The 15399-nt window shown below is 50.8% G+C and carries 16 protein-coding genes and 1 riboswitch; of the genes, 5 read left to right on the top strand and 11 right to left on the bottom strand.

All coding sequences use genetic code 11. The features are described 5' to 3' along the window. The first annotated feature begins 63 nt into the window (after positions 1 to 63). Positions 64 to 219, top strand: a riboswitch (cyclic di-AMP (ydaO/yuaA leader). 7 nt (positions 220 to 226) lie between these two features. Further along, complete coding sequence (locus V5G20_RS13840) at positions 227 to 931, top strand: CAP domain-containing protein (protein WP_243014186.1); 705 nt, start codon at positions 227 to 229, stop codon at positions 929 to 931. A gap of 164 nt (positions 932 to 1095) precedes the next feature. Here V5G20_RS13840 and V5G20_RS13835 read toward each other — a convergent pair whose 3' ends face one another. Continuing rightward, a complete protein-coding gene (locus V5G20_RS13835; protein WP_003390460.1) occupies positions 1096 to 1845 on the bottom strand; it encodes a glucose 1-dehydrogenase in 750 nt (249 codons plus the stop codon). 214 nt (positions 1846 to 2059) lie between these two features. Between V5G20_RS13835 and V5G20_RS13830 the strand changes: the two genes are divergently transcribed. Then, entirely contained in the window at positions 2060 to 2662 is a 603-nt protein-coding gene (locus tag V5G20_RS13830) for a TetR/AcrR family transcriptional regulator (protein ID WP_227277713.1), read from the top strand. A gap of 101 nt (positions 2663 to 2763) precedes the next feature. Here the strand turns inward: V5G20_RS13830 and V5G20_RS13825 are convergent, their stop codons facing one another. The 3 genes from V5G20_RS13825 to def form a co-directional block, all read right to left on the bottom strand. Further along, positions 2764 to 2907, bottom strand: a complete 144-nt coding sequence (locus V5G20_RS13825) for a hypothetical protein (RefSeq protein ID WP_170208386.1) — start codon at positions 2905 to 2907, stop codon at positions 2764 to 2766. A gap of 80 nt (positions 2908 to 2987) precedes the next feature. Beyond that, positions 2988 to 4013, bottom strand: a complete 1026-nt coding sequence (locus V5G20_RS13820; RefSeq protein WP_338460905.1) for a homoserine dehydrogenase — start codon at positions 4011 to 4013, stop codon at positions 2988 to 2990. Between the two features lie 52 nt (positions 4014 to 4065). Then, a complete protein-coding gene (gene def / locus V5G20_RS13815) occupies positions 4066 to 4590 on the bottom strand; it encodes a peptide deformylase (protein WP_338460903.1) in 525 nt (174 codons plus the stop codon). A gap of 167 nt (positions 4591 to 4757) precedes the next feature. Between def and V5G20_RS13810 the strand changes: the two genes are divergently transcribed. Beyond that, positions 4758 to 6053 carry an aminotransferase class I/II-fold pyridoxal phosphate-dependent enzyme gene (locus V5G20_RS13810; RefSeq protein WP_003390464.1) on the top strand — a complete coding sequence of 432 codons (1296 nt, stop codon included), beginning with the start codon at positions 4758 to 4760 and terminating at the stop codon, positions 6051 to 6053. A gap of 153 nt (positions 6054 to 6206) precedes the next feature. Here the strand turns inward: V5G20_RS13810 and V5G20_RS13805 are convergent, their stop codons facing one another. The 6 genes from V5G20_RS13805 to brnQ form a co-directional block, all read right to left on the bottom strand. After that, positions 6207 to 6911, bottom strand: a complete 705-nt coding sequence (locus V5G20_RS13805; protein WP_003390465.1) for a YczE/YyaS/YitT family protein — start codon at positions 6909 to 6911, stop codon at positions 6207 to 6209. A gap of 288 nt (positions 6912 to 7199) precedes the next feature. Then, positions 7200 to 8099 (bottom strand): DMT family transporter, encoded by a 900-nt coding sequence (locus V5G20_RS13800; protein ID WP_003390466.1) that lies wholly within the window; start codon positions 8097 to 8099, stop codon positions 7200 to 7202. Between the two features lie 156 nt (positions 8100 to 8255). Further along, positions 8256 to 9434: an acyltransferase gene (locus tag V5G20_RS13795; protein ID WP_338460900.1), complete on the bottom strand. Its 1179-nt coding sequence runs from the start codon at positions 9432 to 9434 to the stop codon at positions 8256 to 8258. A 209-nt stretch (positions 9435 to 9643) separates the two neighbouring features. After that, complete coding sequence (locus tag V5G20_RS13790) at positions 9644 to 10828, bottom strand: DUF418 domain-containing protein (protein WP_122959040.1); 1185 nt, start codon at positions 10826 to 10828, stop codon at positions 9644 to 9646. A 254-nt stretch (positions 10829 to 11082) separates the two neighbouring features. Continuing rightward, the gene (locus V5G20_RS13785; protein ID WP_024983621.1) at positions 11083 to 11463 is read right to left on the bottom strand and encodes a hypothetical protein; all 381 of its coding nucleotides are present in this window, start codon (positions 11461 to 11463) and stop codon (positions 11083 to 11085) included. 70 nt (positions 11464 to 11533) lie between these two features. After that, positions 11534 to 12844, bottom strand: coding sequence for a branched-chain amino acid transport system II carrier protein (brnQ, locus tag V5G20_RS13780; protein ID WP_338460895.1), 1311 nt, complete (start codon positions 12842 to 12844; stop codon positions 11534 to 11536). A gap of 282 nt (positions 12845 to 13126) precedes the next feature. Between brnQ and V5G20_RS13775 the strand changes: the two genes are divergently transcribed. Further along, a complete protein-coding gene (locus tag V5G20_RS13775; RefSeq protein WP_031933067.1) occupies positions 13127 to 13318 on the top strand; it encodes a hypothetical protein in 192 nt (63 codons plus the stop codon). A 65-nt stretch (positions 13319 to 13383) separates the two neighbouring features. Then, on the top strand, positions 13384 to 14622 hold the full coding sequence (locus tag V5G20_RS13770) for an MFS transporter (protein WP_279041897.1): 1239 nt from the start codon (positions 13384 to 13386) through the stop codon (positions 14620 to 14622). On the opposite strand, the gene V5G20_RS13765 is transcribed toward V5G20_RS13770, so the two are convergent. Then, positions 14619 to 15389, bottom strand: a complete 771-nt coding sequence (locus V5G20_RS13765; protein ID WP_338460889.1) for a 5-oxoprolinase subunit PxpA — start codon at positions 15387 to 15389, stop codon at positions 14619 to 14621. The genes V5G20_RS13770 and V5G20_RS13765 overlap by 4 nt on opposite strands. Positions 15390 to 15399: the final 10 nt, after the last annotated feature.

Genomic DNA, 15399 nt, shown 5'->3' with positions numbered 1-15399 from the left:
AACAAGGTCTGCCATTATTTACAGGTTCCATTCTCTCAAGTCTATTTGTTATCCTAGTTAAGCCAAACAAACAAGCCGAAACTTCCAAAGAAGTGGAAGTGCGGGGGACTTCTTTTTGTAGAGTTAGCCACTCTGCATTGGGGTGAATCACGCTTGTGAAGGGTTGTATCCTCAGCCCGAACCCGACAACTAACCTCGTAGGCGAAGAAAAGGAGACGATGAGAACATGAAACCATTCGGCAAGTCTATCATCGCTATTGCTTTGGGATTGGCTGTTACTTCGATGTCCACTTCAGCATTTGCTGCCACATGCCCGGTAAAAAATGTTGTTAATCAAGGGCAATGGCTCCCATATTTCATGAATTCCCAACCTTCGCAACAATCCCAACCATCGAACCAATGGAACCAATGGAACTGGGCATTTCCATCCAACTCTATGCAATGGGTAGAGCTTCCGATGCAACAGCCGGTACAAAAACCGGTTCAGCAGCCGGTGCAAAAGCCGGTACAAAAGCCAGTTCAACAACCGGCTAAAGCTCCGGCAAGCAACACTGTCAACGCTTCCTCCCAGTTTGCTCGCGAAGTGGCAAATCTGGTAAACCAAGAGCGTGCAAAAGCTGGTCTGGCTCCGCTTGCTTACGATGCTGCATTGGAAAAGGTAGCATTGGCAAAAGCGGCTGACATGGATCAAAACAACTACTTTGATCACAACAGCCCTACCTACGGTTCTCCATTTGACATGATGAAGCGCTTTGGCGTATCGTACATGACTGCCGGCGAAAACATCGCCATGGGTCAGCGCAGCGCTGAAGAAGTGATGCAGCAATGGATGAACAGTGACGGTCACCGCAAAAACATCATGAACCCGAATTTCACGAAAATCGGCGTAGGCTACCAAAATGGTTACTGGGTACAAGAATTTACCGGATAACCTTGATGGCTGCAGAGAAGAACCGAGTTGCTCAACAGAGTGACTCGGTTTTTTCGGTTTTTTCCCTGCTTGCAAAAAAAGCCCACCTGAAGCTGGTGGGCATGGTATCGATCTAGGCTTTTGTGATCAAAGGAGAAAATGGCGACACCCGGATCAGAGGCTCATTAACGAGCGCACCAGCCGCCGTCGATGACCATTTCAAGGCCGCTCACAAACGAAGACTCGTCCGAAGCGAGATAAAGTGCACCATAAGCGATATCCTCGGGTTTGCCGAGACGAGGCAGCGGCGTTTGCGCCTGAAAAATGCCCCGAACCTCTGGAGCCGTGATCATTTGCGTCATTGGTGTTTCGATAATGCCCGGGTGAATGGAGTTCACGCGGACGGAATCCTTCGCGCATTCGACAGCTGCTGCTTTCGTAAGAGCTCTCAACGCCCCTTTGGAAGCGGTGTAACCATTCGTAAAGTTCAGAGCAACTAGTCCTGCGATAGACGAAATGTTGATGATGGAACCGCTTCCAGCCTTTTTCATCTCAGGGTAAACCAGCGTCATTCCCAGCACGCAGCCGGTCAGGTTTACATCCATCACCTTGTTCCAGTTTTCCATCGTAAATTGCTCAATCGTAGCATCTGTACTGATACCCGCATTGTTTACCAGGACGTGAATGTTGCCAAATGCCTCCAGACCTTGTGCGATGACGTTTTTCCATTCGTCCTCGGAAACGACGTTGTGTTTGACCCCGATGGCTTCCCCGCCGTCCGCCTTGATTTCATTCACCACTTCTTGCAGCTTGTCTTCGGACATGTCCGTCGCGATTACTTTCGCGCCTTCCTGGGCAAACAGACGAGCTGTTTGTGCCCCCATACCGCTTGCCGCACCTGTAATGATGGCGACTTTTCCTGTTAGACGACCCATAGTCGTATCCTCCCGCTTTTTCATTTCTGAAAAAGAAATTCAAAAAAATTTTAAACAACTAGTTGCTTTATCGACACTGTGTCGTAAATAATTATATCAATGCCCTTCTTATATGGGCAAACAACACAAAACGCCGAAGTGACGATAAATCAACAGAAGATCAACGTTGTGTGGATCACATAGAAAAAGTTCAACAAGGATGGGAAGAATGTCGATGAAACCGAAGAAGATTGATCCGCGGGTCAGGAGGACACGCCAGCTCATTCAGGACGCGTTTACCTCGCTCATACAGGAAAAAGGGTATGAGGCCATCACCGTACAGGACATTACCGAGCGTGCCACTTTGAATAGGGCCACCTTTTACCTCCACTATCGAGACAAACAGGATTTGATGTGGCAAAGCACAGAAGAAGTCCTCTCGGAGCTGGTGGACAGTCTGCGCGAAACGACCAAACATGCGAAAAAAGCAGACTTGCACGTAGATCAACCGCACCCCGTGTTCGTCTGCCTGTTTGAACAGATTGCACGCCATGCGACCTTTTACAAGGTAATGCTGTCCCATCACCAGGCACCACTCGCTGATCGCCTGATCGAAGTCATCACCGATTACATCTCCCAAGGCCTGGACGAATTCCAGCCCGATGACACCAAGCTCACGGCACAGCGAGAGATTATTGTCCGCTATACCGCCTCTGCCTTTTTAGGAGTCATCATGTGGTGGCTGGAGGGCGGCATGAGCTATTCTCCCCGCTTCATGGCGCTGCAATTGATGAGGCTTGCGATCAAGGGGCCGTATGAGCTGTCTCCGTTTGCGTGAGCCCTTTCGGGGCGGGAAATAGCAAAAAGCCGGAACGGTACCACTCCGGCTTTTCACATTCAAGAGGTTCTCGTCAAAGCGTTCTCTTCGCTTCGACGCTCTTAGCTCTCTGTGGAACAGCAGTCACACTTCTGCTCCTCTAGCAAAGGTACCTCTTTTTCATGCATTGTCTGTTTGGTCGGGTATGCCCCCACCTGCTGCAACTCTACACTGACATCTTTGTCATTGTTTTGTTGTTGGTCCATGGGAAGCCTCCTCACTGAGTGCGACCTGTGCCTAGTATACGCACCCGGGATGTGAAGCTATTCGTTCTTCAGGGATTCGTTCAGCCTTTTGCCCGGTTTGCCTGAAGGATGTGCTCCAGGTCTTTCAGGGCTGCAGCTGCGGCTGCCACCGGGTCGGATTTTCCTCCCCCCACCAACAGCTCCCCCATTGTGTCCGTTTCCAGACGAATCGCTTTGGTCGTCCCGCGGACTTGGGCGAACAGGTGAGTCTCGGACAATAGCTGCACGTCCACAGCGGCCTGGAGAGTGTCGTCGACTTTGCGCAGACTGCCTACCAGCTTGGGGACAAGACCGTCTGCTTTCCACTTCTGCACTAGCTCCGGTGTGATGCCTTGGATGCCCTTCCGTGCCACATCCGACAGGCGAATGCCTGCATGAAAAGCTGCATTGGCCATAATTGTCAGCTTGCAGGCCGTGTCCCAGCCTTCGAGATCAAAGCGCGGATCAGGCTCGGCAATCCCCATCTGCTGGGCGCGGATAATCGCCTCCTCCATGGAGATGCCTTCTTCCATCATTGCACTCAGCACAAAATTGGCTGTTCCGGTAAATATTCCTTCGATCAGCGCCACTTCACAACCGGCCAAATTGAACTGGAGCAAATCAACCGTCGGCAAAGCTGCAGCCGTTGCTCCGCTTACTTTGAGCATGGCCCCATGTCGTCTGGCCGCCTCATGGAGCCCCTGGTAATCTGCTATCAGCGCCCCTTTGGAGATCGCGATGACATGCTTGCCGCGGGACAGGGCGGTTCTCATGTAGGAGAGGGCCATGCCGCCAGTGACAATATCAGAAGGACCCGCTTCGATCAGGATGTCAAATGGACATGCTGCCAGGAAGTCGGCTCCCGTTTTCTTTTTATCTCCCATACTTTTCTCTGCGGAAAACGCCTGGACTTGTTCGAGTGCCAGTCCTTCATCCGCGTAGCAGCCAGCGGTCGAACGCATGACGCCGACAAGCCTGACATCGGCATCGTAGACCATCCGGTATCTTTCCTTGCGCTCGTGAAGCAATCTTGCGACTTGTCTGCCTACCGAGCCAAATCCGGAGATGACCACGTCGTATCGTTTCATTGCGAGTTCCTCCTTGCTGTGTACCGTACTAGATTCGCTGTCTGCGGCCGAATCAACGCGGCAAACGACGCCGATGAGCGAGGAGGGGATTGGCGTCTGCCGGCTTCAGCTTTTTGCCTTTCCGGTCATCGTACAGCTCATTTACATAGTCGATATAGAGGATGCCATGCAAATGGTCGATTTCATGCTGCACGCACCGGGCCAAAAATCCTTCTGCCTCCAGTACGACCTCTTCTCCCGCACGCGTTAGCGTCTTTACTTTTACATATTGGGCCCGCTTGACTATGCCAACGACACCGGGAATGGACAGGCAGGCTTCGGTTCCTTTTTGCTCACCCCGGCTGTCCACGATTACCGGATTGATCAGTTCGATCAGGCCGGTTCCGCAATCCATGACGACCAGCTGCTTGGGTATCCCGATCTGAATCGCAGAAAGACCTGCTCTTCCCTCGGTCGCGTAGATGGTGTCCGCCATGTCATCCAGAATGTTGCACACATTTTGCGTAATCGGGCTCACCGGCCTGGATCGTTCCCTTAGAATCGGATCCCCCAGCTGCACGATCATCCGTTCAGCCATCTCGCTTCTCCTCCCCGACAACGAGTCAATTTGTATCCAACGTAACAAAGCGGTCCCCTTTCGTCAAACGCTTTGCTGAACGCCTGTTTTTTCATCGACAAATACGCTTATATACGCTATCTTAAATGGTAAACATGAAGTTGATGGAAACGAAGAGGGAGGAAACCATGCATCCACTTGCATCTCAGCTCAACGAGACAATTCAACGTGAAAATCCGCACTTTTTCGACATGCTCTCTGAATTGGGCCGACTGATTTACTTCCCGAAGGAAGGCATCCTCAGTCAATCTGCCGAAGCGAAATCAAAGGCCAAAAAGTACAACGCCACGATCGGGATTGCATTGGAAAACGGCCAGCCGATGCATTTGAAATCGATCCAGGACACGTTGTCCGCTTATGCACCAAAAGACCTTTACGAGTACGCTCCCCCTGCCGGCAAGCCGGAGCTGCGCGCCGCCTGGAGGAAAAAAATGCTGGAGGAGCATCCTTCTCTGGAAAATAAAACCTTCAGCAATCCGATCGTGACGAATGCATTGACGCACGGTCTGAGTGTCGTGGCGGACTTGTACGCAGGACCGGGAGACAGCGTCATTATCCCCGACAAAAACTGGGAGAACTACGAATTGACATTCTCCATTCGCCGCGGGGCGGAAATGGTCTATTATCCGCTTTATAACGATGAAATGACTTTCAACGCGGAAGGTCTCAAGGATGCGATCCTGGCACAAAAAGAGAAGGGCAAAGCGATCGTCGTCCTCAACTTCCCGAACAACCCGACCGGATATACGCCTGGGCAAAAGGAAGCCGAAGAAATTCTCAAAGCGCTGAAGGCTGGTGCCGAGGCGGGAATCAACATCGTCGCAGTAACCGATGACGCCTACTTCAGTCTGTTCTTTGAAGATTCCTTGCAGGAGTCTCTGTTCGGCGCGCTCTGCGACCTGCATCCGCGAATTCTGCCGATCAAGGTGGACGGCGCGACCAAGGAAGAATACGTCTGGGGTTTCCGTGTAGGCTTTATCACCTACGGCGGAAAAAGCGATGCCCTGCTGGCTGCCCTGGAGCAGAAAACGCTCGGAATGATCCGCGCGACGATTTCCAGCGGACCGCACCCGTCCCAAACCTTTATCCTGCACGCATTGAATTCACCGACTTTCAACCAAGAAAAGCAAGAAAAGTTCGAGATCATGAAACGTCGCGCCAACCGGGTCAAGCAGTTGCTTGACAGCGGCAAATTTGATGACGTGTGGACGTACTATCCTTTCAACTCGGGATACTTTATGTGTCTCAAGCTCAAGAATGTAGATGCGGAAACATTGCGTACCCATTTGCTTGAGAAATATGGTGTCGGTACGATCGCTTTGGGCAAGACCGACTTGCGCATTGCCTTCTCTTGTATTGAAGAAGAAGACATCGACGAACTGTTCTCCCTGATTTACCAAGGAGTTCTCGATTTGCAAGGGTAATGGAAACAGAAAAAAGCGTTTTGGATGCTCATCCAAGACGCTTTTTTTCGTGTCGCTCCAGATATGCAGGTTCGAACAGAAATCAAGCTCTTCTGCCATCCTCCAACTGCGAAATAAATCGAGAGTTCTTGCCAAATCACGTCGACTCTCCTGTTACGATACTCTTTCAGCCATTTGCGCGGGCTGCTCAAGCTGATCCATGTCGACAGCAGGCAACAGCCTGCGCTCCCAACGTCGGACTTGGACTGTCCAAAAGCGAAGAGATGCCTGCATCACAGGGCCGACCAGAAATACTGACAAGAATGTGCCGAACGATATCGGTCCACCCGCGATCCAGCCCAAAAAGAGCGCCGTCCCTTCCAAGCAGGTACGGACCAGGCGGACAGATCGGCCGGTGATACGGACGAGCGACAGCGTGATTCCATCCCGCGGACCGGCTCCCAAGCGGGACGCGACATACATCCCCGACCCGATACCCATCAGAACAATCCCGACAACCAATTCGACAAACCGCGCCCACTGCGCTGTCACAACCGGAATGATGCTGCTCGCAAGGAAGATGTTGACAAAAAAGCCGATCAACAAAATGTTGGCGACGCTCCCGATCTGCGGCAAACGCCGATCCAGAATACATGCGATTCCGACCATCAGAATACCAACGATCTGTACCCATAAACCGACTGACAAGCCGGTCAAACCCGACAGGCCGATATGCAGGACATCCCAAGAAGATGCGCCTAATGCCGCTTTCATCATACTGACGGCGCCCATCGACAAAACGACCAAACCGAGTAAAAACAGAACCAGCTTGGCCGCAAACAACGGAAGTTTCCCCTTTGCTGTTTTCTCTCTTTTCAACAGTATATGCTCCTCTCCTGTTAGCAAAAATGTTCTCTATTTATAACGTATTTTACAAATTAATTACCTAGATAATTATATTTGTGGAGCCTTATTTTGTCAAGGCCGGTGAAACATCGCCCCCAAAAAAGCCTGCGATGCGAAATCGCAGACTTTCCGTAAAAAATTATTTGCAGTGGGTTCTGGACGAGTTTGTTTGGAATCTTTCGAAAGCTCTGGTGAGCCTGGCTGGTTGCCTTCTCTGCGCCTCGACTCGACCTTCACAACTCCATCTCCAGGCCGCTGGCGCTACCTTTCCACCCTCACTTTCTGATCCTCGACGCTTCTGGTGCCAGCCACAACTGCCCCGAGTACAAACAGCATGCCCATTCCGTGAGCCCACGTGAACTGTTCACCCAAAAAGAGAACGGACACGAGCGCAGCGCTGACCGGCATAAAGCCGGTGAACAAGCCGGCTGTAGAAGCAGCCACCTTCGCTACGCCTCTGTACCAGAGGACGAAAGAAAGGACGCTTGCGGTGACGGCATAGTAGATCATCAGCAGCCAGATCTGGAACGGTACAGCAGTCAAATCCGTCTTGATCAGATCGGCAATCGCAAATGGGAGGAACAAAATCAGACTGATCACATTGATCGCCGCCGTCATCTGAAAGGGGGTCACACTCTCCGACAGCCTTTTGGCAAAGATCGTAAAGAGGGCCTCCGAGATGACGGCCAAAAATACGAGGAGATTTCCAAACATGGCGCCCCAGCCCACGCTTGCCGCTCCGCCCGTAAAGGTAATGAAGCCGATGCCCACAACCGAAAATAAAATGGAGACCAGTTGATGTGAGCGTATTTTTTCCTTGAGGAGCAGAAAAGAAAACAAAGCGATGCAAGCCGGTACGGTGCTCGTAATGATGCCTGCCGAAGTGGCTGTAGTCCACTGTACCCCGTAAAGCATGCAAATGCTAAATAAAAACACCCCAAAGAAAGACTGCCAGAACAGCGTCTTCCCCTCTTCTTTCCGCCACGAGCTTTTCCACTCTCCACGCATGGACAGCAAAGGAAGGAGAATAATCACGGCAAGGATAAAGCGAAATTCCGAAAACAAGAAAACAGGTACGTGCTCGACGATGGCTTTTCCCACCGAAATATTAATGCCGACAAATGCCATCGATAATGCCAACTGCACATAGGAAGCGATCATCCTGTACGCTCCACCCCTTTATCTATCTTGACATAACATATACCATTTTTGCCCGTTTAACTCCTGCTTTGATTACGAAAATTCGGAACATTTCCGCGCAAAAAAAGCTCCCCTTTGATAATCAAGGGAAGCCGTGTTTGTTGCAATTGAAAGCCTTCATATCGCTTGTTTATACTCCTTCGGTGTCGATGGAGCCGAGCTGTTTTTCTTCTTCTCGGCAGCTCCCACGAGCAAAGCGCCAAAAGGCAATTTAGCCAAGCCGTAAGACAACCCGAAGGAAAACGCAGAACAGAGAACAAACGCGATCAGACTGCCCCCGATCCCGCTTGCCGTCCACTCCCAGTGATTGAGCAATTTCATCACATACGTCAGGACGAGCGCGTGGATGAGATAAGCGCCATATGAATAATGCCCAAGCATCGTCAGCCATTTTTTCCATTGCGAACCCGACTTGCCCACCCACACGGCTACGAGGTAGACAACGAGGAGCTGGGCTACGGTATAGAGAAACATCGAAGGCTTCAGCGAGGTTGCCACATTCAAATTGACAATCGGGCCGGCCGAATGTTTGACCAGCTCATACCCGATATAGGCGTAGGTGACACCAAAAGCGGCGAACAGCCACAGCCACCTTTTCTGCAAAAAGACGCGAAACTGCGGCAATGCCAGTGCAGCCAGACCGCCCATGAAAAAATAAAAAGAGTAATACAGAAAGTTGCGATCCCGGTATTTGATCAAGTAAGCATCGAGCCAGGCCAGATCAAACCGAAACGAATGAGCCGGGATATAGCGGACGGAGAACCACATCAGAGCGGCGTAGGCAAGAGCAGCAGCTCCAACGGCAAACGTCCTGCCCGCTCTTCCCCGTACAGCATGTCTTGTCCACTTGAACAGCTTTAGCAGGATCGGGTATAAGAGATAAAACAGGAAAATCATCACGACAAACCACAGATGATAGGAAGCGGTTCCTGTCATCCATTTTTTCAGCACCAGCCACAGCGTCTCCGGATTGAATCCAGTCAGGTCGTGATGCATCGCCATATAGACGATCGACCAGACCGCGTAAGGCACCACGATCTCCGTAAACCTCTTTTGTATAAACCGCGGATACTGCAAGCGGTCGTAATAGTTGTAAAACAGCACGAGTCCCGTGACGAATACGAATGCAGGAACCGCAAATTTCAACAGATGAAACAACATCCCAAAAAGAAACGCCGTCTCTTCCCCAACTCCCGGCTTGCGAATGTATACGCCGATGACATGCTGATACACGACAGCCAAAAAAGCAAATGATCGGACATAATCCAATTCGACGATTCGTTCTTTTCGGGCCATTTTTTAAACGTCATACCTTTCCGCCATAGACATGGAAAACAACACTCACCATCTTACCTGTCAGCTTGGCAAGAGGCAATAGGAATGTTTACGCTAGCGCGATTGCAACCATTTGCACAAGGCCCAATAGCCGGTCGTTAGAATGGAGACGGCAATGATCGCCATCAAAGTATCTGGTCTCATACATTTCCTCCAAAGTCCTTGTCTTCTCACTTTTTTAACTGCTGAACAGACCCGTAAGTCAGGCTTCGCCATACCCATTCCAGCGGTCCGTAACGATAACGCGATAGCCACCATTTGCTCCACGCCACCTGAATCGGGAAAATCAGCAGACACAGCATGAAGCCAACCCAGAGCGGGGTTGAACCGTATAAGTGAAAAAGCTTGACGGTACTTATGCAAAGCACAGTTTGGGCGATGTAATTGGTCAGCGCCATTCGCCCCACAGGTGCCAGGAAGGCAAGCCTTTCGCTGCCTTGTTCTTTTCTCATCATCAGCAAAATCGATGTGAGGTAAAAAACGCACAGAGCCAATCCGCTCCACTGAATCAGCACAAGACGAGTCATTTCCAGCGAACCCGGAATCGGGACGATCCCAAAGTGAACCAAGGGAATCAGCACTGCCAGCGGAAATCCGGTCAAAAGCGAAATCACCCAGTATCGTCTGATTGCCGATTCGTATTGGCCGAGCTGGTGAAACACCCCTTTTTTGGCGACATACAGTCCAAATAAAAAGAGCGGCAATACGGTCAGAATCATCAGCCATTCATTTTGAAAGAGCACCGGGAATTCATAGTTCCAGCGAAAGGAGAGCCACTCCCCCAAGCTCCCGTTTTGATAGGCGTCGACCGCTTGTCTGGCCAGATGCTCCTCTTGGGCGCCTGTTGCGTGTCCGTCATCGGGGATGAGCAGCGCCAGTCCCATCGGTATCTGTAAAAGAGCGAGCAACGCGATCGCCCATCTTTTGATGACAACCTCCCGCCTTTTGTAGAACAAATAGAGCAGGATGCCAGCCAACGCATACGTGTGCAAAATATCCCCGAACCAGAACAACAAGTGTACGATGCCAAACAAAAACAACACGGTCAACCGCCTGAAATACTTGCTGCCAACCGGCACCCCTTTTTGCTCCAGGCGGCTCATGAAGAGGTAGAACCCTGCGCCGAACAAAAAAGAGAAGATCGTGTAAAACTTGGTCTGAACAAGCATGTCCAGCATCATCCGCAGCCACAAATCAACGGCGCCTGCGTGTTCGGGAATGCGCTGCATGCTGAGAAAAAGCTCCGGCTGCATGTATCCCGGCATATTCACCAAAAAAATCCCGAAGAGCGCAAATCCCCTGATGACATCCAGTTCATTGATTCTCTCGGTCAATGGGGTAGGTGTTGTTTGCATGCATCTCAACCTTTCTCTCGTGCACTTCCATAATCCCCCATTGTTTAATACGACTGATCCAAGTAAAAAGTAACGAACTATTTTCTTCCACAATCTCCGTATCTTCTCGTACCGCCTATGCAAGCAAGCAAAAACCCCGCCTCCTCATAAAGGAAACGGGATTATTCAACAAACGGGGCTTATTCAACTAACAATTGCCGATATCTCGGTTCGGTTCCTTGCATCCTCATGTTCCAACCACACCCGTCGTGCCATTATGGCTGTTCATCGATCACTTTCAGATCACAGCATTTTTTGGCATCGTACTTCACTTTGACAAACAGCGTATCCGTATCATTTCCCCGGATAAAGGTCGTTTTCAGCGTCCTTTTCGTATTGCCGCGACTTTCCTCGAAAATATAGGATACAGAGACATCCTTGTACCCCTTTACAGAATAGTATATATACCCTTCCATGTCATACATCTGCACCGCATCGGATGAGCGATCCAAACGCTTCAGCCATTCATTTACTTCTATCCGATGCTGCGGCTCAACCGATTCTTGCCCGACCGAAACTGTAAAAGGCGGCTTCTCCTCGCAGCCGGTGAGAAAAAGCAAAAGCGCTGCAGGGAGGATTGCCTTTTTCCTGTACATCCAATCACTTCCAAATCGAGTCAATATTTTCTCCATCTTAACAAGGAAGGATTGGGAGCACAAGTCCTTTTCAATAAGCCCGCTTGCGCAGCAGATCTACTCCGAAACCGAGAATGCTGCCGACAAATGCAGGCACCACCCAACCGGCTCCCTCCGAATACAGGGGAAGGCTGGCCAGCAAGAAGTCCATACTGCGCGGCAAAAGCATCGTATTGACCAGATCGAGAAGCCCGTAGACTACAACGAGTCCGACTGCCGTTACATACAGATGAGATCGCGGAGAAAGCAGCGGCTCGGCGAGCGCGAAGAGGATCAACACGATCGCGACCGGATAGATGGCGCCCAGAATCGGCACTGAAATCTTCAGGATCAGCGTCAACCCCATGTTCGCGATCAGCATGCTCACGATACAGAGCAGGCCAACCCACCCGCGATAGGAAATGCGCGGAAACAGCCCGGAAAAGTACTGGCTGCACGAGGTCACGAGTCCAATGGAAACGCAGAGACAAGCGACCGTAAAGATGACCCCAAGCAGGAGAATGCCGGAGGAGCCAAATAAATGCCCCATCACATTGGTCAGAAGCTGTGCGCCGTTCTCTGCCTTGCCCAAAAATGCGTGAGTAGAGCCGATAGCACCCAGCATCAAATAGATGACGGCCAGCAAAATTCCCGCCCCCGTGCCTGCGGCCATCATGTAACCGGACAGCCGGCCAGGCTCTGTGACTCCCTTGGACCGAAGCGTATTGGATACGACAATGCCGAAGGCAAGCGCCGCCAGTGCGTCCATCGTCAAATATCCGTCGAGAAAGCCTTGCATCACAGGGTGAGCAGCGTACGCCCCTTCCGCTTGCACAAGCCCCCCTTTTGGACCAAAGAGACTTTTTACGAAGATCAACGAGAGCAGAATCAAGAGCGCTGGTGTCATCAGCTTGCCAAACCGGTCAACCAGTTTGGACGGAGACAGACTAAACCAAAAGACCAGCCCGAAAAATACAAGGGTATACAGGGCAAGTCCCACGGGCTGTGTCGCTGCGGTTTGCGGCAAAAAAGGCAGCATGCCCATCTCATAAGCCAGACTTCCCGCCCGCGGAATGGCCAGTCCCGGTCCAATCGAGACGTAAATAAGCAGTGGAAACAAGCTTGCAAAAGCAGGGTGAACCCGTTTGGCCAACTCGTAAAAGCTCCCCGCCTTGGCGATGGCTGCCACGCCCAGAATCGGCAGTCCGACTGCTGACAAAATAAAGCCGGCAAGAGAAAGCCCTACCTGATCACCGGCAGACTGACCCAGAAATGGCGGAAAGATGAGGTTGCCCGCACCAAAAAACATGGAAAACAACATGAGACTTATGAGGACGATTTCTTTTTTGGACAGCGCATTCATCTTTTCGGTTGTTCCCTCCTAGCTGTAATGGAGGGATTGTATCAGCTTTTTCAAAGCGAATCTAGTGACAGGGAGGTATTCGTAATGTTAAATAAAGTATGCTGTTTCACTATATTTTGAACTTTCATAAAGGAAAGGTACCAGGAGCAGATCGCATCTCCATACTCGTCCCTTCCCGTCCAAAGAGGAATCACCAGCTTCCAATTGTATCCAGTTCTGTTATCCTTATAGAAAGCCTTTCGATTGCAGCCCAACATGACGTATCCGGGGTGATATGCTGGAATGTGGCCTATTATCGGATTTTTCTTGCTTGCATGTATTGCGGTGGTCGTTTACATCGTGGTAGAGAGCAGCATTGAGCGTCATGTTGAAAGCATCCTCACTGCCACAATCCTGAAGCTGCTCGTGCTGTTTCTGATCGGCATGGCTATTTACAAGACATTGCCGAATTTGGGGGACACGTTCGCTCCTTAGGCTTTACCCAAAAGACAGTCAGCCTGAGGACTTTGCTTTTGGAGATTTTGAAACAGGGTGGATGTATGGGGAATTGGCGGACCTATTCGTTGTTGCTTTGCGGTATTGGTGTATCTTATTTGGGCAATTGGATTTATTTGGTTGCCTTGAATATTTTCATCTTGGACATGACGGGTTCAGCTGCAGCGGTAGCAGGTATATATATCGTTGGACCGGTGGCAAGGCTGCTGACTCAATTCTGGGCGGGCTCTCTGATTGATCGGGTCAATAGACGGAAGCTCATGATCTATTCGGATGTGGCTCGGGGCGCTCTCGTTCTTTTGATTCCATTGCTGTCCTCTGTTTGGGTTGTTTACGCCATTCTGTTCATTGCGAATGTGGCGGGCTCCTTCTTTGGCCCAAGCTCGACGTATTACGTGACAAAGCTGGTTACACCCGAAGAGCGCAGGCGTTTTAACTCAATCATGAGCATGCTGAATGCCGGCGCCTTCCTCATCGGGCCCGCCATTGCCGGAGTCCTGATTGCTACCACAGGAACGAGTTTGTGCATTTTCATAAACGGCATTACGTTCTTTTTTTGTGCGGCTTTGATTGCCCTTCTGCCTGATGTTTCCGACGAGGCTTTGCAACGACGCCAGCCTCTTTCATGGAACATGATCGTAAATGACTGGCGTATCGTTCAAGCGTTTGTTTTGCATGATCGTTATTTCTTGCGGATTTATCTGCTTTTCCAGATGGCCATGATGATTGCGTTTGCCCTTGATTCTCAGGAGGTCACCTTTCTGAAGCAGCAATTGTCCTTAACCGACAAGCTGTATGGTGTGATCGTGAGCATCGCTGGCGTTGGTTCGATTGCAGGAGCGATAACAGCCACAGCTACAACGAAAAAATTTTCGCTGCAAGCGTACTTAGCCGTCGGCATGCTGCTCACCACGATCGGCTACACCATGTTTTACGGGTCCTTCAGCTTTTTGACTGCCGCGATCAGCTTTTTGATTTTAGGTTTTTTTATGTCTTTTGCAAATGCAGGCTATCAAACGTTTTACCAAAACAACGTTCCGGCAGACATGATGGGACGATTCGGCAGCTTGGCAGGGATGTTTCAAAGCATTGTCCAGATTGTATGCACATTTCTTTTAGGCATCGCCTCCGAAACGTTCGACCTGCAATCGGTGTCCCTGCTCTTTTCTTATATATCCGTCGTTCTTTCCGTTGTTTTGCTGCTGAATGTGTTCAAGAAATCCAAACAAGCCTATTACGCGGAAAGCAAAACGGAAGAAAGACATTTGCAGGAAGGCTGCTAAGTCTCGAGGCCCATTGCCATGACCGCGATGCCCGATTCTTCCAGAGTCGCACGGATGCGCTTTGCAAATTCCACGGCATGCTGGCCGTCCCCATGTATACAGACGGTTTCCGCAACGATTTCTTTGTCCACGGCTTGTCTCGTGGCTACCTTCTCTTCTTTGATCATCCGGATCACCTGGGAAACCGCCTTTTCTTCATCTGTGATGAGCGCATCCGGCTGCGACCGGGGAGTGAGGGTTCCATCGTGCTGGTACGTCCGGTCGGCAAACACTTCATTTTTTACGCGCAATCCCGCTTGGAGACCTTTTTCGATGAGATGGCTTCCCGCCAGTCCGACCAAAAACAGCTCGGGATTGACCCGGTAGACTGCTTCCGCGATCGCCTCTGCCAGCTCCGGATCGACGGCAGCCATATTGTACAGTGCGCCGTGCGGCTTTACATGCTGCATGCTACCGCCTTCTGCACGGATAAATGCCTCCAGGGCGCCGACTTGATAGACAACGTACTCATAAGCTTCTGCAGAAGTAATGGACACATTCCTTCTGCCAAAGCCGATCAGATCCGGCAAACCGGGATGGGCCCCTACCGCCACCTTTTTGTCCAGCGCTGCTATCACGGTTTTTCGCATGGTTGCCGGATCGCCGGCATGAAAGCCGCAAGCGATATTGGCCGAAGTGATGTAGGGCAAGATCTGCTCATCGTTCCCGATGCTATACGCGCCGAAGCCCTCTCCCATGTCACAGTTCAAGTCAATGCGAAACGTCATTTCCTCCAGC

This window comes from Brevibacillus borstelensis (genome assembly GCF_036700025.1).
GTDB lineage: Bacteria > Bacillota > Bacilli > Brevibacillales > Brevibacillaceae > Brevibacillus > Brevibacillus borstelensis.
This window is presented reverse-complemented; position numbering and strand designations above follow the sequence as displayed.